The following is a 23,049-nucleotide window of genomic DNA, read 5'->3' on the forward strand; positions in this document are numbered from 1 at the left end:
CGCCGCCGGGATTTTTCGACGAGACATCCATGTCTCGTCGAAAAACGACGTGCATCCCTGCACGTCGCCCCTGCGGGGTCTTGTCCGTCGGCTCCGTCGCTGCGGAAGGGGATACCGAAATCAAAAGCTAAGGCAAAGCAAAATCACGGCAAGGGCAAGGGCAAGGGCAAGGGCAAGGGCAAGGGCAAGGCTCCTTCACCCATCGACCCGCTGCCGCCCCCGCTCCGTTCTACAGCCACGAAACCCGACGCCCCGGCCGTCAGCAGAACAGAGACCCGCCCTGCTACTCCACGGAAAGCGGCGCCTGCATCGCCGCTGCGCGCAGCTCGGCCGCGCGCACCAGCACCGGCGGCGGCGCGCTTTCCTCCGGGATCGTCAACAACCGATGCCGACGCAGCCAGTCGCCGATCTTGCGCGAGGAGGTCAGGCCCACCACCGGCACCGACAGCGCCATGCCGATCACCACCGGCGCCATCCAGGCCGCCAGCGACGGCGACACCGCATAGGCCATCGCGCCCATCGCCAGACCGAACACGCTCAGCCCGCCATAGCTGCGCAACAGCGCGATCCACGAAACCCGGCCGTCGTCGCGCTGCTGCGCGTCCCAGCCCGAGTCGCGGCCGGCCAGCACCTCGGCCACGCCGCGCGACTGCACGTACATCACTACCGGCGCCATCAGCGCGGCCAGCACCGTTTCCAGCAGCATCGAGACGAACGCGCGCACGGCGCCACCGCAGCCCCGCCGCTCGCTGCGCGCGCTGAGCATGGCCACGTAGCCCATCGCCTTGGGCGCCAGCAGCACGCCCATGGTCACCACGAACACCCACAGCACGCCCTGCTCGTCCAGGCCGCGCCAGTAATGCACCGGCGACAGGCGCAGGTGCAGCTCCTCGGCCAGGTCGATGCCGCCGCGGACCAGCGGGATGGCCATGCCGATCAGCATCAGCATCGCCCACATCGGCGCGGTGAAGTAGTGGCCGATGCCGACCAGCATGTGCACGCGGCTGATCCAGTGCAGGCCGGCGGCGGTGACGACCTTGGAATGCTGCAGGTTGCCCTGGCACCAGCGGCGGTCGCGGATCAGCAGGTCTGTCAGTGTCGGCGGGCCTTCCTCGTAGCTGCCCTGCAGGTAGGGCACCATGTGCGCCGCCCAGCCACCGCGGCGCATCAGCGCGGCCTCGACGAAATCGTGGCTGAGCACGTGCCCGCCGAACGGCTTGCGCCCCGGCAGCTCCGGCAGGCCGGCCTGCTCTGCGAAGGCGCGGGTGCGGATCACCGCGTTGTGGCCCCAGTAATTGCTTTCCGCGCCGTGCCACCAGGCCACGCCGTAGGCCATCACCGGGCCGTAGACGCGGCCGCCGAACTGCTGCATGCGCGCGAACGCGGTGCGCCCGCCGACCACCGCCGGCAGCGACTGGATCAGGCCCACGCCGGGGTGTTTCTCCATCGCCGAGGCCAGGCGCACGATCACCTCGCCGGTCATCAGGCTGTCCGCGTCCAGGATCAGCATCTGCGGATAGGCACCACCGAAACGGCGCACCCAGTCGGCGATGTTGCCGGCCTTGCGCCCGGCGTTGTCGGCGCGGCGCCGGTAGAACAAGCGGCCATGGCCGCCGGTGGCCTCGACCAGCCGCGCGAACACCTGCTCCTCGGCACGGCCGATGGCCTGCCGCGTGGTGTCGCTGAGCACGAAGAAATCGAAGCGCTCGAGCTGGCCGGTGGCCGCCACCGATTCGTAGATGGCCTGCAGCCCAGCCATCATGCGCCGCGGGTCCTCGTTGTAGGTGGGCATCAGCAGCGCGGTGCGGCTGTGCAGTTCCGGCAGCGGCGCATCCGGGTGGATGCCCAACTTGCGCCGCCCGCGCAGCAGCGCCTGCAGGCCGGCCAGGCTGCTGACGAAGGAGAACGCGATCCACGCGAACAGCAGCACGAACAGCCCCAGCAGGCAGGCTTCGAGCACGTTGATGCCGCCATTGGCCAGCACCCGCGCCATCATCCAGGTCGCCACCCCGGTCATCGCCGCCGTGCTGCCGAACACGTACAGCCGGCGCAGCACGATGTTCGGCGGCGAGGTGTCCTGCCGCCGGCCCTGCAGGCGCCCCTGCCGCAGCGACTGCACGGGCATGGACAGCGGGCTCTCCGCCGGCAGCACGGCGATGCCGGCATCGCGCACGGCGCTGGGCGTATCGGTCATGGAGTCCACCGCGCGCCCAGGCGCTTCAGGCGGACAGGAAACGCCGCTGCCGACGGGCAGAGGACAGCGGCGGAAACAGGGCATCCGTGATGCACGGGGCTCTCCGAGGGGGCAGACAGGCGCTAAAAGCTAGAAGATCGAACCTAAACAGGCTGCGAACATATCCCGGCCGGAGCGCGATGAGCGGGCCCAACCTGGCGGCACCCTCGTCTTCCGGCCTGCCGCCGGCGTCGAAAGCATGCCCATCATGCCGCCGTTCTGACGACTGTGCCGGCGCGGTTTCGCGCTCAACGAACGGGTGCCAGCAGGCCGCGGCGGCGGAACCACCCCTCCAGCGGCACGGTGACCAGCGGCGGCACCGCCGCCAACAGGGCCAGCAGCAACGCCCACAGCGGCCATCGCTGGCGCAGGCCGGCGTACACGCTGGCCACCACGTAGAGCAGGAATGCCAGCCCATGCAGGCGCCCGAACAGCCACACGCCCAGTTCGGTTGTCTGGGTGCCGTACTTGAGCAGCATGCCGACCAGCAGCCCGGCCCAGGTCGCGCCCTCGATCAGGGCTGCGGCGGCGAACAGCTTTCCAGCGGGGGACATCGGCTTTGCGGGCATCGACAGGTGTCGTCGTCGTTCGTGGGAGGCGGATTGTAGGCGATACGGCGCCCGCGCCACCGGGGGTATCCGACCGGAACAGGCAGGGAAACGGCCGGAATGCGGGTCCAACGGCGCATTGGCCTAGAATCCCCTGCGGCGCAGGTACGGAATGCACGGCATCACCGGCCACCGCGACCCACTCCCGTTGCCGGCGATGTTCTGATCGATGCCTTTCCCTTCCCTGCACCAGGCGCTTCACCAACTGCTACGCCGGGCCTTCCGCGCCTTGCCGATTTCCGAGGCGCGCCGCGACAGGTGGCGTAACCGGCTGCTGGAGCGCTACGGCCGCCTGCTCCCGGAACAGCCGCGCGGGCGCCAGCCCGAAACGGCGTCCGGCTCCTGCATCGCGCGTCCCCTGCATCGGGCCGACGAACCTGCGATTGGCCATGTTCCGTACCGGGAGGCGGCACTGCCTGCCCCCCTGCCGGCGACCCTGGTGGCGTTCTACCTGCCGCAGTTCCATACCTTCGCCGAAAACGATGCCTGGTGGGGCAAAGGCTTCACCGAATGGCGCAACGTCACCCGGGCCCTGCCGCAGTTCGAAGGCCATGCCCAGCCGCGGCTGCCGGCGGACCTGGGCTTCTACGACCTGCGCAATCCGCAGGTGATGCGCGACCAGGCACGGCTGGCCGCCGAGTACGGCATCGGCGCGTTCTGCTTCTATTATTACTGGTTCAACGGCCGCACCCTGATGGAAGATCCGCTGCGGCAATGGCTGGCGGACGACGACATCGACCTGCCGTTCTGCCTGTGCTGGGCCAACGAGAACTGGACCCGGCGCTGGGATGGACGCGATGGCGAGATCCTGATCGGCCAACAGCACAGCGCCGCGGACGACTTGGCCTTCATCGCCCACGTGGCGCCGTACCTGCGCGACCGTCGTGCGTTGAAGGTCGATGGCCGGCCGATGTTGCTGGTCTACCGCCCGTACCTGCTGCCCGATCCGCGCGCCACCGCGCAGCGCTGGCGCCAGTGGAGCCGCGACAACGGCATCGGCGAGATCCACCTGGCCTACGTACAGGGGTTCGAACGACCGGATCCGCGCGAGATCGGCTTCGACGCGGCAGTCGAATTCCCGCCCAACATGAGCAACCCACGCTCGCTGGCCGCGGAGCAATGGCTGATCAACCCGGATTTCGCTGGTGATGTGCGCGACTGGCGCGAGTTGGCGCGCGAGGCGGCGGCGCGCCCCTTGCCGGCCTATACGCTTTATCCCGGCGTGAATCCCGGCTGGGACAACGAACCGCGCCGGCCGGGCAGTGGGCGCATCTTCCTGCATGCATCACCGCGCGGCTATCGCGACTGGCTGCGTGCGACCGTGCACGAACGCCTGTCGGCCGTTCCCACCAGCCAGCGGCTGGTGTTCATCAACGCCTGGAACGAATGGGCCGAAGGCGCGGTGCTCGAACCCGATGCACGGCTGGGCCACGCCTGGCTGGAAGCCACCCGGCAAGCGCTGGCGCCCGCTTCCGTCCAGCCGGCGGCCACGCGCCCGTGTGCGGTCATCCATGCCTGGTATGCGGACGTCTTCGACGAGCTGCTGCGGGCGCTGCATGCCAGCGGGCTGCCGTGGCGAATCGTGGTCACCACGCCACCGGAACGCAAAGAGGAGATCGAGCGCATCGCGCGGACGCACGGCATGGAAGCAGAGGTGCATGCCTTCGCCAACCATGGCCGCGATGTTCTGCCGTTCCTGCAGGTCGCCGGGCGCCTGCTCGACGAAGGCGAGGAGGTGGTGCTCAAACTGCATACCAAGCGCTCCACGCACCGCGAAGACGGCGAACTATGGCGCAACGAACTGATCGCGCGCCTGCTGGCTCCCGACCGGGCAACCGCCATCGCGCGGGCATTCGACGAGCAGCCCGACCTGGGCCTGGTGGCGCCGGAAGGCCATGTCCAGCCCCTGCATTTCTATTGGGGCGCCAACGAGCGCAACGTACGCCCCCTGCTCAGCCGTCTGGGCCTTGCTCAGCCGGACATGGAACGCGACACGTTCGTCGCCGGCAGCATGTTCTGGGTGCGCCTGTCGGCACTGCGCCCGCTTCTCGACGGGCATCTGCAGCCTTCGCAATTCGAGACCGAGGCCGGGCAGGTGGACGGTACCCTGGCGCACGCCATCGAACGGGTGGTCACCCTGGCGGCACGCCACGCCGGCTTCAGGGAGACGACGGCGGCCGAGTTGCTTGGTCTGCCCTTCAACGCGAACGGTTCTTACACCTACGCACGACGTCAATGACGAGGCGGGGCCGCCATGACGGCCCCGCATTGCGGATCAGGCGTGCGCGAACGGCACGCCGGTCCTGGCCTTCAGTTCTTCCAGGTCCACGCCCGGCGCGGCTTCCACCAGCGCGAGGCCGGCATCGGTGACGTCGAACACCGCCAGGTCGGTGATGATGCGGTCGACCACGCCCACGCCGGTCAGCGGCAGGGTGCACTCGGGCAGGATCTTGTGCTCGCCGTTCTTGGCGGTGTGCTCCATCAGCACCACCACGCGCTGCACGCCGGCCACCAGGTCCATCGCCCCGCCCATGCCCTTGACCATCTTGCCCGGCACCATCCAGTTGGCCAGGTCGCCCTTGTCGGTGACCTGCATGGCGCCGAGGATGGCCAGGTTGATGTGGCCGCCGCGGATCATCGCGAACGAATCGTGGCTGCCGAAGTAGCTGGCGCCGGCGCGCGCGGTCACGGTCTGCTTGCCGGCGTTGATCAGGTCGGCGTCGACCTCGGCATCGGTCGGGAACGGGCCGATGCCGAGCAGGCCGTTCTCCGACTGCAGCCACACGTCCACGCCCTCGGGGATGTGGTTGGCCACCAGCGTCGGCAGGCCGATGCCCAGGTTCACGTAGGCGCCATCGGTCAGTTCGCGCGCGGCGCGCTGCGCCATCTCGTCACGGGTCCAGGCCATTTCAGTTTCCCTCCGTGCGGATGGTGCGTTGTTCGATGCGCTTCTCCGGCGTCGCGTTCAGCACGATGCGGTCCACGTAGATGCCCGGCAGGTGCACCTGGTCCGGGTCGATCGCGCCCACCGGCACGATCTCCTCCACCTCCACGATGCAGACCTTGCCGGCCATGGCGCAGGCCGGGTTGAAGTTGCGCGCGGTCTTGCGGAACACCAGGTTGCCGGCCTCGTCGGCCTTCCACGCCTTGACCAGCGAAACGTCGGCCTTCAGCGCGGTTTCCATCACGTAGTGCTTGCCGTCGAATTCGCGGGTTTCCTTGCCCTCGGCCACCACCGTGCCGTAACCGGTGGCGGTGAAGAACGCCGGAATGCCCGCGCCGCCGGCGCGCAGGCGCTCGGCCAGGGTGCCCTGCGGGTTGAACTCCAGCTCCAGTTCGCCGGCCAGGAACTGCCGCTCGAACTCCTTGTTCTCGCCCACGTAGGAGGAAATCATCTTGCGGATCTGGCGCGTGGCCAGCAGCTGGCCGAGGCCGAAGCCATCGACGCCGGCGTTGTTGGAGATCACGGTCAGCCCGGTCACGCCGGAGTCGCGCAGGGCCGCGATCAGCGCCTCGGGAATGCCGCACAGGCCGAAGCCGCCCACGGCCAGGGTCTGCCCGTCGGCGACCACGCCGTCCAGGGCTAGGGCCGCGCTGGCAACCACCTTGCCGCGCCGCCCGCTCAGGGTTGAAGGATCGCTCATCGCATCATGCCCACAGTCAAAGGATGGCCGCATTCTAGCGCCAGTCCATCGCCCGCCCTCTTGGACCTTCGTCCAGCCGGCGGACAGCCCGCTCACCGCCGAGCGATTAAACTGGCGCCTTTCCACGCATCGAAAGGTTGCCCGCATGCCCTTACCCGCGTTCAAGGCCTACGACATCCGCGGCCGCGTGCCCGAGGAACTCAACGCCGACCTCGCGCGAAAGATCGGCAAGGCCTTGTCCACCCGGCTTGACGCGGGCCCGGTGGTGCTGGGCCACGACGTGCGCCTGACCAGCCCCGGCCTGCAGGAAGCGCTGGCCGCCGGGCTGCGCGGCGAAGGCCGCGAGGTGATCGACATCGGCCTGTGCGGCACCGAGGAGGTCTATTTCCAGACCGACCACCTGGGCGCCGCCGGCGGGGTGATGGTCACCGCCAGCCACAACCCGATGGACTACAACGGCATGAAGCTGGTCAAGGCGCAGGCGCGGCCGATCAGCTCCGATACCGGCCTGTTCGCCATCTCCGACGCGGTGGCCGCCGACACCGCGCCGGCACAGGCGCCGCGCGCCGGGCAGGTCGAACGGCACGACAAGAGCGCCTATATCGCCCATCTGCTGTCCTACGTGGACGTGGCCGCGCTCAAACCGCTGAAGCTGGTGGTCAATGCCGGCAACGGCGGCGCCGGCGCCATCGTCGACCTGCTCGCCCCGCACCTGCCGCTGGAGTTCGTGCGCATCTGCCATGAACCCGACGGCAGCTTCCCCAACGGCATCCCCAATCCGCTGCTGCCGGAGAACCGCGCCGCCACCGCCGACGCGGTGCGCGCGCACGGCGCCGATTTCGGCATCGCCTGGGATGGCGACTTCGACCGCTGTTTCTTCTTCGACCATGACGGCCGCTTCATCGAGGGCTACTACCTGGTCGGCCTGCTCGCCAAGGCGATCCTGGCGCGCACCCCCGGCGGCAAGGTCGTGCACGACCCGCGCCTGGTCTGGAACACGGTGGAAATGGTGGAAGCGGCCGGCGGCGTGCCGGTGCTGTGCAAGAGCGGACACGCCTTCATCAAGGAGAAGATGCGCGCGGAGAACGCGGTCTACGGCGGCGAGATGAGCGCGCACCATTATTTCCGCGAGTTCGCCTACGCCGACTCGGGCATGATCCCGTGGCTGCTGATCGCGCAGCTGGTGTCGACCAGCGGCCAGTCCCTGGCCGAGCTGGTCGAGGACCGCATGGCCGCCTACCCGTGCAGCGGCGAGATCAACTTCAAGGTGGCCGACGCCAGGGCGGCGGTGGAACGGGTGATGCAGCATTTCGCCGCGCAGTCCCCCGTGCTGGACCATACGGATGGCATCAGCGCCGACTTCGGCGACTGGCGCTTCAACCTGCGCAGTTCCAATACCGAGCCGCTGCTGCGGCTCAATGTCGAGACGCGCGGCGACGCGGCCCTGCTGCGGGCGCGCACCGACGAAATCTCCACCCTGCTTTCGGCCTGAGGCTGTCATGAGCGACATCACGCCCGTCATCCTGTCCGGCGGCTCCGGCACCCGCCTGTGGCCGCTCTCGCGCGAGGCCTATCCCAAGCAGTTCCTGCCACTGGCCGGCGAGCAGACCATGCTGCAGGCCACCTGGCACCGGGTCGCGCCAGTCGCCGCGCACGGGCCGCTGGTGATCGCCAACGAGGCGCATCGCTTCGTCGCCGCCGAGCAGCTGCAGCAGGCCGGCGCCGAGCCACAGGCGATCATCCTCGAGCCGGCCGGGCGCAACACCGCGCCGGCCATCGCGGTGGCCGCGCTGGAAGCCATGCGCAGCGGCGACGACCCGCTGCTGCTGGTCCTGCCTTCGGACCACGTGATCGCCGACGAAACCGCCTTCCGTGCCGCCGTGCGCCAGGCGGCGGCGGCCGCGGCGACGGGCAAGCTGGTGACCTTCGGCATCGTCCCGACCGGCCCGGAGACCGGCTACGGCTACATCAAGGCCGCGCCCGGCGAGGGCGCGCGCCGGGTCGAACGCTTCGTCGAGAAGCCCAACCTGGAAACCGCCACCGGTTACGTGGCCAGCGGCCAGTACCTGTGGAACAGCGGCATGTTCCTGTTCCGCGCCTCGCGTTACCTGGAGGAACTGGCCCGCTTCGACCCGGTCATGCTCGAACGCAGCCGCAGCGCCTGGGAGGGCGCGCGCCGCGATGCCGACTTCACCCGGCTCGACGCCGCGGAATTCGCCGCGGTGCCGTCGGACTCGATCGACTACGCGGTGATGGAGAAGACCGCCGATGCGGTGGTGGTGGCGCTGGACGCGGGCTGGAACGACGTCGGCTCGTGGACCGCGCTGCGCGATGTCTCCACCCAGGATGGCGACGGCAACGCCCACCACGGCGACGTGATCGCCATCGACTGCCGCAACACCTACGCCTACAGCGAGCGCCTGGTGGCGCTGGTGGGGCTGGACGACGTGGTCGTGGTGCAGACCGAGGACGCGGTGCTGGTCGGCAAGGCCGACCGCATGCAGGAGGTCAAGGACGTGGTGGCGCGGCTGAAGGCCGAGGGCCGCAGCGAGGCCACCTGGCACCGCAAGGTCTACCGTCCCTGGGGTGCCTACGACTCCATCGACAACGGCGAGCGGTTCCAGGTCAAGCGCATCACGGTCAAACCCGGCGGCACCCTGAGCCTGCAGATGCACCACCACCGTGCCGAGCACTGGGTAGTGGTCAGCGGCACCGCCGAAGTCACCCGCGGCGACGAGGTGCTGCTGCTGGGCGAGAACCAGAGCACCTACATCCCGCTGGGCGTGACCCACCGCCTGCGCAACCCGGGCAAGCTGCCGCTGGAGCTGATCGAGGTGCAGTCCGGCAGCTACCTCGGCGAGGACGACATCGTGCGCTTCGAGGATACCTACGGGCGGGCATGAGCCCGCCGTGGAACCCCGATTTCCCACCATGAAACATGGCGACACAGAGATACAAAGAATGAAGATCGCAATCGCAGGCACCGGATACGTTGGCCTCTCCAATGCCATTCTGCTGGCCCAGCACAACGAGGTCGTCGCGGTCGACGTCGACGCTGAGAAGGTGGACATGATCAACCGGCGCATCTCTCCCATCGAAGATGCCGACATCAGCAGATACCTCGCCAAGCCCTCCTTGAACCTCAAGGCGACCACCGATGGCGATGCTGCCTACCGCGATGCCGAACTGGTCATCGTTGCCACCCCGACGGACTACGACGAGACAACCAACCGCTTCAACACCACGACGGTCGAAAGCGTTCTGAGCCAGGTACTCGCCGTCAACCCGGCGGCCATCCTGGTCATCAAGTCGACGATACCGGTCGGTTTCACACGCAGCGCCCAGCTGCGCTTTGGCAGCAAGAACATACTGTTTTCACCGGAATTCCTCCGCGAAGGGCGCGCACTGCATGACAATCTGCATCCGAGCAGAATCGTCATCGGCGAACGTTCGCCGCGGGCCGAGCGGATCGCAGCACTGTTCCTGCAGGGCTCCGAGAAGCCCGAGACCCCGGTTCTGTTTACCGACGCGACCGAAGCAGAGGCGATAAAGCTCTTCGCCAATACCTATTTGGCCATGCGCGTTGCCTACTTCAACGAACTGGACACCTACGCAAGAATCCATGCTCTTGATTCAAAGGCGATCATCGAGGGGGTCTGCCTCGACCCCCGCATCGGCGATCACTACAACAACCCATCGTTCGGCTACGGTGGCTACTGCCTTCCCAAGGACACCAAGCAGCTCCTGGCCAATTATCAGGACGTTCCCCAGAACCTGATTCAGGCGATCGTGTCGTCCAATACGACCCGCAAAGACTTCATTGCCGAACAGATCATCGCCAAACGCCCCAAGGTGGTGGGAATCTTCCGATTGATCATGAAATCTGGCTCCGACAACTTCCGCGCTTCCTCGATCCAGGGCGTGATGAAGCGCATCAAGGGCAAAGGCATCGAAGTAGTCATATACGAGCCGGCACTGCAGGAGCCGCTGTTCTTCAATTCCCGTGTCGTGTCGGACATCGAGGAATTCAAGGCCGCCTGCGACATCATCATTGCCAACCGCGTGGGTGCCGACCTGACCGACGTACCGGAGAAAATCTATACCTGCGACCTGTTCGGGAAAGACTAGGCACACCCACATTGCCTGGCGGTGATGCGAGCATCACCGCCAGGGCCGGCCACAGCGAAGGTCGACCCGGCGAGTGCCCACACCCGCCGCAGGACCTCTCAACTGGCTTCCAGTTCGCGCAGCACCCCAGCCACGCCATCCCGCCAATCCGGCAGCTCGATCCCAAGATCGGCCTTCAATCTGGCGGTATCCAGGCAGGAATAGGCCGGCCGCCGTGCCGGGGTCGGATACTCCGCCGTCGTGATCGGCAGCACCTGCGGCAGGCGCTCGATCATGCCCATCGCCCGCGCCTGCCTGAAGATCTCCTCGGCGAAGCCGTGCCAGCTGGTCTGCCCCGAAGCGGTCAGATGCCAGGTACCGGACAGGCGGCCAGGATGCCGCAATGCCTTCGCGGTGACGTCGGCGATCAGTGCCGCCGGCGTCGGCGTGCCGACCTGGTCGGCGACCACGCGCAGCTGCTCGCGCTCGGCGCCCACGCGCAGCATGGTGCGCAGGAAATTGCCGCCATGCGAGGCATACACCCATGCCGTGCGAAAGATGAGGTGGCGCCCGCCTGCGGCGCGCACCGCTTCCTCGCCATCGCGCTTGCTGATGCCATACACGCCCAGCGGCGCGGTCGGGGCGTCCTCGCGGTACGGCGCGCTGCCCCGCCCGTCGAAGACGTAGTCGGTGGAGTAATGCACCAGCGGCACGCCATGGGCGGCGCACCAGCGCGCGATCACGCCCGGAGCCTGCGCATTGGCGCGGAACGCGGCCTCCGGTTCCTGTTCGGCGCGGTCCACCGCTGTATAGGCCGCGGCGTTGACCACCGCCGTGGGCCGCACGCGGTCCAGCAGCGCCGGCAGAAGGTCGGGCTGGTCGAAATCGGCCACCTCGCAGGCGCTGCCATCGGCCAGTGTGCCGCTGCGGGTAGTGGCGACCACCGGGCCCAACGGTGCCAGCGCGCGCAGCAGCTCGCGGCCGACCTGGCCGTTGCCACCGAACACCAGCACCGTCATGACGCGTATACCGGCAGGCGATCCTCAGGGATGTCCTTCAGGAACGGCGCATTCTCATCCTTGGCCGACAGCGTGGGCGCGTTGATCGGCCAGTCGACGGCGATGTCCGCGTCGTTCCAGCGCACGCCGGCATCGGCCTCCTTCACGTAGACATCGGTGCACAGGTAGCTGAACACCGCCCGCTCGGACAGCACCGCGAAACCATGCGCGAAACCTTCCGGAATCCAGAACTGGCGATGGTTCTCGGCGCTGAGCAGCACCGCTTCCCAGCGCCCGAAGGTCGGCGAGCCGCGGCGGATGTCCACGGCAACGTCATAGACCTCGCCCTCGAGCACGCTGACCAGCTTGCCCTGCGGCCGCGGCCACTGGTAATGCAGGCCGCGCAGCACGCCCTTGGCCGAGGTGGAGATGTTGCTCTGCACGAATTTCGTGGGCAGCCCATGCGCGGCGAAGCGCTCGGCGTTCCAGGTCTCGAAAAACATGCCACGCGCGTCGCCGAACACCGCCGGCTCGATCACCACGCAGCCTGGCAGAGAGGTCCCGATCACCTTCATGGCACCACCCCGCGCTGCAGCAGCTTCTGCAGGTACTGACCATAGCCGTTCTTGAGCAGCGGCGCGGCCAGCGCTTCCAGCTCGCCGGCGCCGATCCAGCCCTGTCCATAGGCGATTTCCTCAGGGCAGCAGACCTGCAGGCCCTGCCGCGTCTGGATGGTCTCGATGAAGTTGGACGCTTCCAGAAGGGACTGGTGGGTGCCGGTATCGAGCCAGGCGTAGCCGCGCCCCAACTGCTCCAGGTACAGCGCGCCCGCGTCCAGGTAGCACTTGTTCAGGTCGGTGATCTCCAGTTCCCCGCGCGGCGATGGCTTGAGCGCGGCAGCGTAGTCGCTGGCATTGCCGTCGTAGAAGTACAGCCCGGTGACCGCGTAGTTGGAACGCGGATTCTCCGGCTTTTCGACCAGGCCCACCACCTTGCCGTTCGGATCGAACTCAGCCACGCCGTAACGCTCCGGATCGTTGACCCAGTAGCCGAATACGGTTGCACCTGCATCACGGGCGTCGGCACGCTTGAGCACGTCACGCAGGCCATGTCCGTGGAAGATGTTGTCGCCCAGCACCAGACAGCTCGGCCGGCCGCCGATGAAATCGCGCCCGATCAGATAGGCCTGCGCCAGGCCATCGGGGCTGGGCTGCACCGCGTACTGGATATCCATGCCCCATTGCGAGCCATCGCCCAGCAGTTGCTGGAACAGGGCCTGCTCATGCGGCGTGTTGATGATCAGCACTTCGCGGATCCCGGCGAGCATCAGCACGCTGAGCGGGTAATAGATCATCGGCTTGTCGTACACCGGCAGCAGCTGCTTGCTGACGCCCTTGGTGATCGGATACAGGCGGGTGCCGGAGCCACCGGCGAGGATGATGCCCTTGCGTTGAGTCATGTCGTCTCCGGTTTCAAGCGGCGGTGCCGATGCGCTGCAGGCGATAGCTGCCATCGAGCACCCCGTTGACCCAGTCCTGGTTGTCCAGGTACCAGTCCACGGTGATGGCGATGCCCTGCTCGAAGGTATAGGCCGGCTCCCAGCCCAGTTCGTCCTTCAGCTTGGACGCATCGATCGCATAGCGGCGGTCGTGGCCCGGACGGTCGGCGACATGGGTGATCTGGCTGCTGCGCGGCTGGCCGTCGGCACGCGGGCGGCGCTCGTCCAGCAGCGCGCAGATCGCCTGCACCACTTCGATGTTCTGCCTTTCCGAGTTGCCGCCAACGTTGTAGGTCTCGCCAATGCGGCCCTTGGCCAGCACGGTGCGGATTGCCTCGCAGTGGTCGGACACGAACAGCCAGTCACGCACCTGCCTGCCATCGCCGTACACCGGCAGCGGCTCGCCGGCCAGCGCCTTGGCGATCACCAGCGGAATGAGTTTCTCCGGGAAGTGGTATGGGCCGTAGTTGTTGGAACAATTGGTGGTCAGCACCGGCAGCCCGTAGGTGTGGTGGAACGCGCGCACCAGATGGTCCGACGCGGCCTTGGACGCCGAATACGGCGAATTCGGCGCATACGGCGTGGTCTCTGTGAACTTGCCGGTCTCGCCCAGCGTGCCGTAGACCTCGTCGGTGGAAACATGCAGAAAGCGGAAGGCCTCGCCCTTGCCGGCCGGTAGCGCCTTCCAGTAATCGCGCACCGCCTCCAGCAGGCCCAGAGTGCCGACCACGTTGGTCTGGATGAACGCGCCGGGACCGTCGATCGAACGGTCCACGTGGCTCTCGGCGGCGAAATTGAGCACCGCGTCGGGCTGGTGTTCGGCCAGCAGGCGCTCGACCAGGGCGCGGTCGCCGATGTCGCCCTGCACGAAGACATGCCCCGGGTTGCCCTCCAGGCTCACCAGCGTCCGCAGGTTGCCTGCATAAGTCAGCGCATCGAGGTTGACGACCTTGATGCCGCGGGCGACCGCCTCCAGCACGAAATTGCCGCCGATGAAGCCGGCACCGCCGGTCACTAGCCAAGTGGGCACTATCTGTTCTCCTGTACCGTCCATTCGCCCGGATCCCCGCGATCCGAAGCTTGCTCCAGGCGGCAAGGATACAGGCTGCTTCACTCCACCTGCTCCAGCCGCTACTGAACGACGGGCCTGGACGTAGGCTGCCGGCCTGGGAGTACAGGCACCCTCCGCTACATGGATCGGGCAGGTATCCATACGCATTCGCACGGGAATCCCCCACCCGCTAGAATCGGGACTTTCGTCCGGCACTGGCGCCGGCCCCCTGCAACCGAAGGATCCCGCAGCACATGAAAATCCTCGTCGCGTACAAGCGCGTGGTGGACTACAACGTCCGCATTCAGGTCAAGCCGGATGGTTCCGGCGTGGTCACCGACGGCGTCAAGCTCTCGCCCAATCCGTTCGACGAAATCGCGCTGGAAGAAGCCCTGCGCCTGCGCGACAAGGGCATCGCCACCGAGGTCGTGGTCGCCACCATCGCCCCGGCCGATGCCCAGGCGCACCTGCGCAACGGCCTGGCCATGGGCGCCAACCGCGCCATCCACGTGGTCACCGACCAGGCCATCCAGCCGCTGACCGCCGCCCGCACCCTGCTCAAGCTGGTGGAGAAGGAGCAGCCGGACCTGGTCATCCTCGGCAAGCAGGCCATCGACGACGACGCCAACCAGACCGGCCAGATGCTGGCCACGCTGTGGGCGCGCCCGCAGGCGACCTTCGCCTCCAGGGTCGAGATCGCCGACGGCAAGGTCACGGTCACCCGTGAAGTCGACGCCGGCCTGGAAACGCTGGAAGTCGACCTGCCGGCGGTGATCACCACCGACCTGCGCCTGAACGAGCCGCGCTTCATCAAGCTGCCGGACATCATGAAGGCCAAGGCCAAGCCGCTGGAAACCCTGCAACTGGCCGACCTGGGCGTCGAAGCCGCCGACACGTTCAAGACCACCCACTACGCCGCCCCGGCCAAGCGCAGCAAGGGCGTGATGGTGAAGGACGCCGCCGAACTGGTGGCCGCACTCAAGCAGAAGGGGTTGCTGTAATGGCCAAGATTCTCGTCATCGCCGAACACCTGGACGGCAAGCTCAACAGCGCCGTCGCCAAGACCGTCTCGGCCGCGGCCGCCATCGGTGGCGACATCGACGTACTGGTGCTGGCCGCCGATCCGGCCGCCATCGCCGCCGAAGCCGCGCAGATCGCCGGCGTCGGCAAGGTACTGACCATCGCCAATCCGGCCAACGAGCATGCCCTGGCGCAGGTGCAGGCTCCGCAGATCGCCAAGGTCGCCGCGGGCTACAGCCACGTGTTCGGCCCGTCCACCACCACCGGCAAGGACCTGATGCCGGCCGTCGCCGCCCTGCTGGGCGTCAACCAGGTCTCGGACCTGATGGCCGTGGAAGGCCCGCATGCCTTCAAGCGCCCGATCTACGCCGGCAACGCCATCATCACTGTCGAAGTGCCGGCCGACCAGGTGGTCGTGGCCACCGTGCGCGCCGCCTCCTGGCCGGAAGCGGCCAAGGGCAACAACGCACCGGTCGAAGCCATCAGCGTCGACGCCGTCCTGCCCTCGCATACCCGCTTCATCGGCCTGGCCGCCGGCAAGAGCGACCGCCCGGACCTGCAGAGCGCCAGGCGCGTGGTCTCCGGTGGCCGCGGCGTCGGCTCGGAAGAGAACTTCAAGGTGATCTACCAGCTGGCCGACAAGCTCGGTGCCGCCGTGGGCGCCTCGCGCGCCGCGGTCGACGCCGGCTACGTCCCCAGCGACATGCAGGTAGGCCAGACCGGCAAGATCATCGCCCCGGAGCTGTACATCGCCGTGGGCATCTCCGGCGCCATCCAGCATCTGACCGGCATCAAGGACGCCGGCACCATCGTGGCCATCAACAAGGACGGCGACGCGCCGATCTTCGAGGTGGCCGATATCGGGCTGGTAGGTGACCTGTTCACCCTGCTGCCGGAACTGGAAGCGGCACTCTGACGCCACGCGTAGCGGCAGCCGGAAGCGGTTGCCGCTGCCGCCCGGTCGCGTGGGCGCCCTATACTTGCGCGTCGCTGGGTCCGCTTCCGCACGGACAAGGGCGTATGCGCCCCCAGGTCTGACCTCCCTGATCGATGCCGCCGAGGCCCTACATTCCATGACCGCTGCTGCACTCCCCATCACGCCGTTGACCGAACTGTCGGTGGTCGTTCCCGTCTACGGCTGCGTGGGCTGCCTGGAGGAACTGGCCGACCAGGTCCACGCGGCGGTGGGGAGCATGGGCATCGCCTTCGAGATGATCCTGGTCGATGACGCCAGCCCGGATGGCGCCTGGCAGCGCATCCAGGAACTGGCAGCCACCCGGGCATGGCTCACCGGCCTGCGGCTGTCGCGCAATTTCGGCCAGCATTCGGCCATCTCCGCCGGCATCGAACATGCGCGCGGACGATGGACGGTGGTGATGGACTGCGACCTGCAGGACGTGCCCGCGGAGATCCCGCGGCTGTACCGCAAGGCGCTGGACGGCGATTACGAGGTCGTTTTCGCCCAGCGCGTCGAACGCCAAGACACGCCGCTCAAGCGGTTGTCGTCGTGGGGCTTCTTCGCAACGCTGGGCTGGCTTACCGGCGTGCCACAGGACCCGTCCACGGCCAACTTCGGCATCTTCCACCGCAAGGTCATCAACGCGGTCTGCGAGATGCCAGAGCGCGATCGTTCCTTCCCATTGATGGTGAAATGGGCTGGCTTCCGCACCGCCAAGCTTCCGGTCCGCCACCAGCAGCGCGCGGAAGGCGAATCGTCCTACACCCTGCGCCGGCTGCTGCGGCTGGCAATGAACATCGCGCTGGGCTATTCCGAGAAGCCACTGCGCATGGTCGCCGGCACCGGCATCCTCTGCGCGCTGGTCGCGTTCGTCATGGTCGCCATCAGCCTGCTGCGCTGGTGGGACGGCGACATCCAGGTAGCCGGATATACCTCCATCATCGCCGCCATCTGGCTGATCGGCGGCCTGATGATGTTCTCCATGGGCGTGGTCGGGCTGTATGTGGGCCAGGTGTTCCGCAACGTGCAGCGGCGCCCCTACTACATCGTCGCCGATACCACCGCGGAGGCCACGCATGACTGAGCTGTCGCTCCAGCACGAGGGAGCGTGTCTCGAAGCACGGCTGACTCCATGGGACGAGCGTGCACTGGGCTTCGCCACCGCCGAGATCACCCGCCTCGACGCGGAAAGCGCCGGGAGCGCATCGCACCTGCTGGCTTGCGCCGAAACCTGGGCCGGCGACCTGGGCGTACGTTATCTGTTCGGCCGCGTCGACGGGAACGCCCACCTGCTGCGCGGCGCGCTGCTGGCAGGAGGTTTCCAGTTCGTGGAAACCTCGCTGACCGTCTCGCGCAGCGGCATGGGCAACCTGCCACCGGTTCCGCGCGGCATGCTGCCGATGTTGCGCCCCGCCGTCGCCGAGGACATTCCGCTGCTGCGTGGCATCGCGCATGACGATTTCGGCCATGGCCGCTTTCTCGAGGACCCAGCCATCGATCCTGCGCGCGCGCGGCAGCGCACCGCCAACTGGATCGAGGATCTGGTCAACGGCGGTCTTGCCTACACTGCCGAGTCGCGTGGCCGGGTGGTCGGCTTCCACGCCGAACGCGTGCACGCCGGCGAACACCGAGCCGAGCTCCTGCTCACGGGCGCCGCCGCGCCCTATGCGATGCTGGCGATGCCATTGTGGGTGACGGCGCTCGAATCGCTGGCCGCACGCGACATCCAGCGCTGCACCACGCTGGTGTCCGCCGCCAATACCGGCATCCTCAATCTGTATGCGCGGCTTGGCTTCCAGTTCAACACATCCCTCACTGGTTTCCGGAAATTCCTATGAACAACCCCTCCAACGAAGACCAGGTCGCCGCCGTATTCGCCCGTGTGCTGGGCATCGACGCCGCCCAGGTCACCGACGAGCTGCGCTACAACACCATCCCGCAGTGGGATTCGATCGCCCATATGTCGGTGGTCGCCGCGCTGGAAGAAGCCTTCGGCGTGATGATCGACATGGACGACGTGATCGACATGAGCTCGGTCGGAAAGGCGCGTGAAATCCTGCGCAAGCACGGCGCCGCGCTCTGACGATGGGTAGCGCGGACGCCTCCGTCATCCTGGTCACTGGCGCCTCACGCGGCATAGGCAGGGCCATCTGCGAACTGCTCGCCACGCAGGGCGCGCAACTGGTGATGGTTGCGCGCGATGGCGAAGCGCTGCAGTCGCTGGCGGCGGAACTCGCCGCGCGCGGCGCACCGGAGCCGATGGTCGCCGCGATCGACCTGGCCGACGCGGATACGGTGGCTGGGCTGTTCAAGCAGGTGTTCAGCCGCTTCGCCCGCCTCGACGGCCTGGTGAACAACGCCGGCGTCCTGCACGAAGGCCTGCTTGGCATGATCCGCGCCGAGGACATCGACCGCGTGCTGGCGGTGAACGTAAAGGCGCCGCTGATGACCATGCAATACGCGGCACGGCTGATGGCGCGCGCGCAACGCGGCAGCATCGTCAACCTGGTATCGATCATGGGTGTCAACGGTGCGGCGGGCCTGAGCCTCTATGCCGCGAGCAAGGCCGCGCTGGTCGGGGCGACGCGCTCGGCCGCGAAAGAGCTCGCCGCCAAGGGAATCCGTGTCAACGCGGTCTCTCCGGGCTTCATCGACACCGACATGACCCGCTCCATGCCCGATGCCGCCCATGCCAGGCGCGTGGCGTCGATCGGCATGGGCCGCGCCGGTACGCCGCGGGAGGTGGCCGAACTGGTCGCGTTCCTGCTCGGCGACCAGTCGACCTACGTCACCGGCCAGATTGTCGGCATCGACGGACAGATGGTGGTCTGAATGCGGTTTTGGCAGCTGCCCCATGGAGAGCGCACGGCCCTGGTCGAAGGGTCGCGCACGCTCAGTTACCGCGAACTTGCCGCACTGGCTGATGACCTCGCCACACGGCTTCCTGCCGGCCGCGGCATGGGCATCCTGGCGATGCCCAGCACGATCGAAGCCGTGGCACTCTACCTGGGAGCATTGCGCAGCGCGCGCCAGGTACCGCTGCTGGTGCAGGCCGATACCGATCCGGAACTGCTGGTGGCCCTGGCCGCACGTTACACCCCCGAGTGGATCGCGACGCCCGGCCCGGCACCGCGGGGATACACGACGATCCACGCCGGCGACCGCCTTGGCGTCCACGTCCGCGACGCCGGCCCCGGCGGGGTCGCGCCGCACCCGGACCTGGCCGTGCTGCTGAGCACGTCCGGCAGCACCGGCTCGTCGAAGCTGGTGCGCCTGTCGGCGCAGGGGCTGGCCAGCAATGCCGCCGCGATCGTCGCCTACCTCGGGCTTACCGCCGACGACCGCGCCATCACTACCCTGCCGCTGGCCTACTCTTTCGGCATGTCGATCCTCAACAGCCACCTCGGCTGCGGCGGCTGCGTGGTGCTCAGCGAGGACAGCCTGATGACGCGCGAATTCTGGGAGGCCGCGCGCGGCAATGCGGTCACCTCGTTGTCCGGGGTCCCGGCCACCTACGAGATCCTGCGACGCATGGGCCTGGCGCGGCTGCAGCTGCCCAGCCTGCGCATGCTGACCCAGGCCGGCGGGCGCCTGCGCGACGAACTGGTGCGGCATTTCGCCGAATCGGCCCGTGACCATGGCCTGCAGTTCTTCGTGATGTACGGCCAGACCGAGGCGTCCCCGCGGATCAGCTACGTGCCGCCGGAACGCCTGCTGGACAAGATCGGCAGCATCGGCGTCCCGGTTCCCGGAGGCCGCATGCATGTCGACACCGACAGCGGCGAACTGGTGTACGAAGGCCCCAACGTGATGATGGGATACGCCACCTCGCGCGCGGAACTGGCGGGCGCTGACGAACAGCACGGCGTGCTGCGCACCGGCGACCTCGCCCGCGTCGACGCCGACGGCTTCCACTACATCACCGGCCGCGCCAAGCGCTTCCTGAAGATCTCGGGCAACCGCGTCAACCTGGACGAGGTCGAAGCCATGCTGTCGGCCGCGCTGGACCGGCAGATCGCCTGTTCCGGCAGCGATGACGACCTGGTGGTGTTCAGCCACGGCGGCGAGGCGGCCGCGCAGGACGAGGTCCGCCGTCTGGTACAGGCGCGCTACAAGCTGTTCGGCGGACTGGTGCGCTGCATCCACCTGGAGGCATTACCGCTGCTGTCCAACGGCAAGACCGATTACCCGTCGCTCCGGCAGCTGGCCGGGGAAGGAACCGGAAAATGAACATGGCACCCGCGACACTGCAGGCCTCGGCCGCGCTGGACGTCGATGTCTTTGGCCTGGACCGCCAGGCCAAGCGCGAATGGCTGCTGCACGGGTTGCAGTCGCTCACGCGTCACCACCACGCGCATTGCGCGCCCTACGCAGCGATGCTCGACGCGCTCTGGCGGGGCGGCTCGGCCGACAGCCTCGAAGCGCTGCCGTGGTTGCCCGTGCGGCTGTTCAAACAGCTGGACCTGAAGAGCGTCCCCGACGATCAGGTGCTGCGCACGCTGGTTTCCAGCGGTACGACCGGCGCGGCGGTTTCGCGCATTTTCCTTGACGCCGAGACCGCACGCGCGCAGACGCGCGCCCTGACGCGGATCTTCTCCCACTTCGCCGGCAGCCGCCGCATGCGCATGCTGGTGGTCGACGACGACAGCTTCCTGCGTGACCGCAGCCGCTTCAACGCGCGTGCGGCCGGCATCCTGGGCTTCTCCAACTTCGGCCGCGATCATCTTTACCTGCTCGACGAGCAGTTGCAGCCCGACTGGGACGCACTGGCGCAGTGGCTGTCCAAGGCGCCCGAGGAACCGGTACTGCTGTTCGGCTTCACCTTCATCGTCTGGCAGTCGTTCGTCCAGGCCGCGCGGCGTGACGGGGTCGAGCTACGCTTTCCGGCCGGCAGCATGCTGGTGCATGGCGGCGGCTGGAAGAAGATGGACGAACAGAAGGTCGACAATGCCGCCTACAAGGCCGCGCTGTCCGCCGCGTTCGGCATCGAACGGGTGCACAATTACTATGGCATGGTCGAACAGGTCGGATCGATCTTCTTCGAATGCGAGCACGGGCACCTGCACGCGCCGGCCTACGCCGACGTCATCGTCCGCGACCTGCAGGATCTTGCTCCGGTCGAGAACGGCACGGTCGGCGCGATCCAGGTACTGAGTCTTCTGCCCGGCAGCTATCCCGGGCACAGCCTGCTCACCGAGGACCTGGGCGTGATCCATGGCGAGGACGACTGCCCCTGTGGGCGTCCGGGCAAGCATTTCGGCGTACTCGGCCGCATCAGGAACGTTGAGGTACGTGGCTGCAGCGACACAAGGACGGTACCGACCGCATGACCCGCATCCTGTTTTCCGCCGCCGGCGACGCACCGCTCGATGCGCAGCTGTCCCGCCTCGCCGGGCTGGCGCCATTGCCGCCGTTCAGCACGCAGGCGCGCGCCTTCGTGGCCGACTTCGCGCGCCGGGTATTCGCCCTGCCGGTGCTGCGCGAACATCCTGAACTCGCCACCTTGGCCCACTGGTTCCGGCCGGCGGCGCAAGAACATCTTTCCCGGCGCCTGCAGGCGCCGGCCAACGAGCACCTGCTCGCGCGCGGCCTGGTGTTCCACCTCGCGCCAGCCAACGTCGATGTCCTGTTCGCCTACGCTTGGCTGATGTCGGTGCTTGCGGGCAATCGCAACGTCGCACGCCTTTCGCAAAAGCCGAGCGCGCAGCGCGAGGCGCTGGTTTCGATCCTGCACGCGATGCAGGCCGAAGGCCTGCACGGCGAAGTCCTGCAGCGCAGCGTACTGCTGACCTATCCACACGACGATGCGGTGACCACGCTGCTGTCGCGCCATTGCCATGCCCGCATCATCTGGGGTGGTGACGCGACGGTGGCCAAGATCCGCTCGCTGCCGCTGGCGCCGCTGGCGCTGGAGCTGGCCTTCCCCGACCGGTTCGGCGTGGCGGCCATCGACGCCACGGCGGTCGCGGCAGCCGAGGACGTCGAACTGCAGCAGCTCGCGCACCGTTTCATCAACGACGTGCTCTGGTTCGGCCAGCAGGCCTGCTCTTCGCCGCGCACGCTGTACTGGGTCGGCGCGGCGGATACGGTGGACGCCGCGCGTGCGCGCTTCTGGCCAGCCGTGCGCGCGCAGTCCGGGCAGGTCGCTGATGAACCCGCCGCGTTGATGGCGCGGGTCACCGATGCGCACCTGATGGCGGCGCTGGCGCCTGGCATACAAGCCGGCGGCGCGCTGGGCAGCTACCCGCTGACCCTGGACGCCGACCATGCCGACGGACGCCTGCGCGAACTGCAGAGCGGGCACGGGCTGGTCGTGGACGTACGGCTCGGGTCGCTGGCCGAACTCGCCCCGCAGCTGGATGACCGCGACCAGACTCTGGTCCAGCACGGTTTCTCCCGCGAGGCGCTGGTCGCGCTGCTGGACCGGCTCGGCAATCGCGCGCTGGACCGCATCGTGCCCTTCGGCCGTGCACTGGATTTCCACCCGGTCTGGGATGGCACCGACCTGCTGGACGTGCTGACCCGCAAGATCACGCTGCCTGGAGGCTGACACCCGATGAGCTATGTCTTCATCGCCCTTACCATCCTGCTGACCGTCTACGGCCAACTGACTCTGAAATGGCAGGTGGGCGTGCACGGACACCTGCTGGCGGCGCCGCTGCAGCCGTTGAACCTGGTGCAGCTGCTGCTCAAACCCTGGGTGGTTTCCGCCTTCGTCGCGGCGTTCGGCGCATCGCTATGCTGGATGGCGGCGATCAGCAAGATGCCGATCAGCCGCGCCTATCCGTATATGGCGATCAACTTCTTCCTGGTCGCACTGCTGGCCGTGGCGATCTTCCATGAGCAGTTGGACGGCTACAAGATCGCTGGCACGCTGATCATCATGCTGGGCGTGGTCGTGCTTTCGCGATCAGTTGCCTGATACCACCTCA

At 67.7% G+C, this 23,049-nt stretch carries 22 protein-coding genes; 14 read left to right on the forward strand and 8 right to left on the reverse strand.

Going from position 1 to position 23,049, the window contains the following annotated elements; translation table 11 throughout:
- Nucleotides 1-283: 283 nt before the first annotated feature.
- Nucleotides 284-2,194, reverse strand: a complete 1,911-nt coding sequence (gene mdoH, locus AC06FP_RS10410; protein WP_456118108.1) for a glucans biosynthesis glucosyltransferase MdoH — start codon at nt 2,192-2,194, stop codon at nt 284-286.
- A gap of 287 nt (nt 2,195-2,481) precedes the next feature.
- Nucleotides 2,482-2,787 (reverse strand): DUF3817 domain-containing protein, encoded by a 306-nt coding sequence (locus tag AC06FP_RS10415; RefSeq protein ID WP_456118107.1) that lies wholly within the window; start codon nt 2,785-2,787, stop codon nt 2,482-2,484.
- Between the two features lie 223 nt (nt 2,788-3,010).
- Between AC06FP_RS10415 and AC06FP_RS10420 the strand changes: the two genes are divergently transcribed.
- On the forward strand, nt 3,011-5,080 hold the full coding sequence (locus tag AC06FP_RS10420) for a glycoside hydrolase family 99-like domain-containing protein (RefSeq protein WP_478075430.1): 2,070 nt from the start codon (nt 3,011-3,013) through the stop codon (nt 5,078-5,080).
- A gap of 36 nt (nt 5,081-5,116) precedes the next feature.
- On the opposite strand, the gene AC06FP_RS10425 is transcribed toward AC06FP_RS10420, so the two are convergent.
- Together AC06FP_RS10425 and AC06FP_RS10430 are read right to left on the reverse strand one after the other, a co-directional pair.
- A complete protein-coding gene (locus AC06FP_RS10425) occupies nt 5,117-5,749 on the reverse strand; it encodes a CoA transferase subunit B (RefSeq protein WP_456118105.1) in 633 nt (210 codons plus the stop codon).
- Between the two features lies 1 nt (nt 5,750).
- Nucleotides 5,751-6,485, reverse strand: a complete 735-nt coding sequence (locus AC06FP_RS10430; RefSeq protein WP_456118104.1) for a CoA transferase subunit A — start codon at nt 6,483-6,485, stop codon at nt 5,751-5,753.
- A gap of 145 nt (nt 6,486-6,630) precedes the next feature.
- Here AC06FP_RS10430 and AC06FP_RS10435 point away from each other — a divergent pair, with 145 nt between their 5' ends.
- The 3 genes from AC06FP_RS10435 to AC06FP_RS10445 are packed head-to-tail and all read left to right on the forward strand — an operon-like array spanning nt 6,631 to nt 10,613.
- Complete coding sequence (locus AC06FP_RS10435) at nt 6,631-7,977, forward strand: phosphohexomutase domain-containing protein (protein WP_478075431.1); 1,347 nt, start codon at nt 6,631-6,633, stop codon at nt 7,975-7,977.
- 7 nt (nt 7,978-7,984) lie between these two features.
- Nucleotides 7,985-9,388, forward strand: a complete 1,404-nt coding sequence (locus AC06FP_RS10440) for a mannose-1-phosphate guanylyltransferase/mannose-6-phosphate isomerase (protein ID WP_478075432.1) — start codon at nt 7,985-7,987, stop codon at nt 9,386-9,388.
- Nucleotides 9,389-9,446: 58 nt separating this feature from the next.
- Nucleotides 9,447-10,613, forward strand: coding sequence for a nucleotide sugar dehydrogenase (locus tag AC06FP_RS10445; RefSeq protein WP_478075433.1), 1,167 nt, complete (start codon nt 9,447-9,449; stop codon nt 10,611-10,613).
- Nucleotides 10,614-10,711: 98 nt separating this feature from the next.
- Here AC06FP_RS10445 and rfbD read toward each other — a convergent pair whose 3' ends face one another.
- The 4 genes from rfbD to rfbB are packed head-to-tail and all read right to left on the reverse strand — an operon-like array spanning nt 10,712 to nt 14,118.
- The gene (rfbD, locus tag AC06FP_RS10450) at nt 10,712-11,611 is read right to left on the reverse strand and encodes a dTDP-4-dehydrorhamnose reductase (protein WP_456118100.1); all 900 of its coding nucleotides are present in this window, start codon (nt 11,609-11,611) and stop codon (nt 10,712-10,714) included.
- Entirely contained in the window at nt 11,608-12,165 is a 558-nt protein-coding gene (gene rfbC, locus AC06FP_RS10455; RefSeq protein ID WP_478075434.1) for a dTDP-4-dehydrorhamnose 3,5-epimerase, read from the reverse strand. The genes rfbD and rfbC overlap by 4 nt, the downstream gene beginning before the upstream one ends.
- On the reverse strand, nt 12,162-13,049 hold the full coding sequence (gene rfbA, locus AC06FP_RS10460; RefSeq protein WP_478075435.1) for a glucose-1-phosphate thymidylyltransferase RfbA: 888 nt from the start codon (nt 13,047-13,049) through the stop codon (nt 12,162-12,164). The genes rfbC and rfbA overlap by 4 nt, the downstream gene beginning before the upstream one ends.
- A gap of 13 nt (nt 13,050-13,062) precedes the next feature.
- On the reverse strand, nt 13,063-14,118 hold the full coding sequence (rfbB, locus tag AC06FP_RS10465; RefSeq protein ID WP_456118097.1) for a dTDP-glucose 4,6-dehydratase: 1,056 nt from the start codon (nt 14,116-14,118) through the stop codon (nt 13,063-13,065).
- Nucleotides 14,119-14,393: 275 nt separating this feature from the next.
- Here rfbB and AC06FP_RS10470 point away from each other — a divergent pair, with 275 nt between their 5' ends.
- The 10 genes from AC06FP_RS10470 to AC06FP_RS10515 all read left to right on the forward strand — a co-directional run bounded on the left by AC06FP_RS10470 (nt 14,394) and on the right by AC06FP_RS10515 (nt 23,039).
- Nucleotides 14,394-15,140 (forward strand): electron transfer flavoprotein subunit beta/FixA family protein, encoded by a 747-nt coding sequence (locus AC06FP_RS10470; RefSeq protein ID WP_478075436.1) that lies wholly within the window; start codon nt 14,394-14,396, stop codon nt 15,138-15,140.
- Nucleotides 15,140-16,075: an electron transfer flavoprotein subunit alpha/FixB family protein gene (locus AC06FP_RS10475; protein ID WP_478075437.1), complete on the forward strand. Its 936-nt coding sequence runs from the start codon at nt 15,140-15,142 to the stop codon at nt 16,073-16,075. The genes AC06FP_RS10470 and AC06FP_RS10475 overlap by 1 nt, the downstream gene beginning before the upstream one ends.
- A gap of 157 nt (nt 16,076-16,232) precedes the next feature.
- Nucleotides 16,233-17,201: a glycosyltransferase family 2 protein gene (locus tag AC06FP_RS10480; protein WP_478075438.1), complete on the forward strand. Its 969-nt coding sequence runs from the start codon at nt 16,233-16,235 to the stop codon at nt 17,199-17,201.
- Complete coding sequence (locus AC06FP_RS10485) at nt 17,194-17,955, forward strand: N-acetyltransferase family protein (protein WP_478075439.1); 762 nt, start codon at nt 17,194-17,196, stop codon at nt 17,953-17,955. The genes AC06FP_RS10480 and AC06FP_RS10485 overlap by 8 nt, the downstream gene beginning before the upstream one ends.
- Nucleotides 17,952-18,200, forward strand: a complete 249-nt coding sequence (locus AC06FP_RS10490; protein ID WP_478075440.1) for an acyl carrier protein — start codon at nt 17,952-17,954, stop codon at nt 18,198-18,200. Before AC06FP_RS10485 ends, AC06FP_RS10490 begins: the two co-directional genes overlap by 4 nt.
- A gap of 2 nt (nt 18,201-18,202) precedes the next feature.
- A complete protein-coding gene (locus AC06FP_RS10495) occupies nt 18,203-18,949 on the forward strand; it encodes an SDR family NAD(P)-dependent oxidoreductase (RefSeq protein WP_478075441.1) in 747 nt (248 codons plus the stop codon).
- Nucleotides 18,950-20,347, forward strand: coding sequence for an AMP-binding protein (locus tag AC06FP_RS10500; protein WP_478075442.1), 1,398 nt, complete (start codon nt 18,950-18,952; stop codon nt 20,345-20,347).
- Nucleotides 20,344-21,447, forward strand: coding sequence for a LuxE/PaaK family acyltransferase (locus AC06FP_RS10505; RefSeq protein WP_456118089.1), 1,104 nt, complete (start codon nt 20,344-20,346; stop codon nt 21,445-21,447). The genes AC06FP_RS10500 and AC06FP_RS10505 overlap by 4 nt, the downstream gene beginning before the upstream one ends.
- Nucleotides 21,444-22,667: an acyl-CoA reductase gene (locus AC06FP_RS10510; RefSeq protein ID WP_456118088.1), complete on the forward strand. Its 1,224-nt coding sequence runs from the start codon at nt 21,444-21,446 to the stop codon at nt 22,665-22,667. Before AC06FP_RS10505 ends, AC06FP_RS10510 begins: the two co-directional genes overlap by 4 nt.
- Nucleotides 22,668-22,673: 6 nt before the next feature.
- Nucleotides 22,674-23,039: an EamA family transporter gene (locus AC06FP_RS10515; RefSeq protein WP_478075443.1), complete on the forward strand. Its 366-nt coding sequence runs from the start codon at nt 22,674-22,676 to the stop codon at nt 23,037-23,039.
- Nucleotides 23,040-23,049 lie beyond the last annotated feature (10 nt).

This window comes from Stenotrophomonas sp. Steno-Z2 (assembly GCF_056393235.1).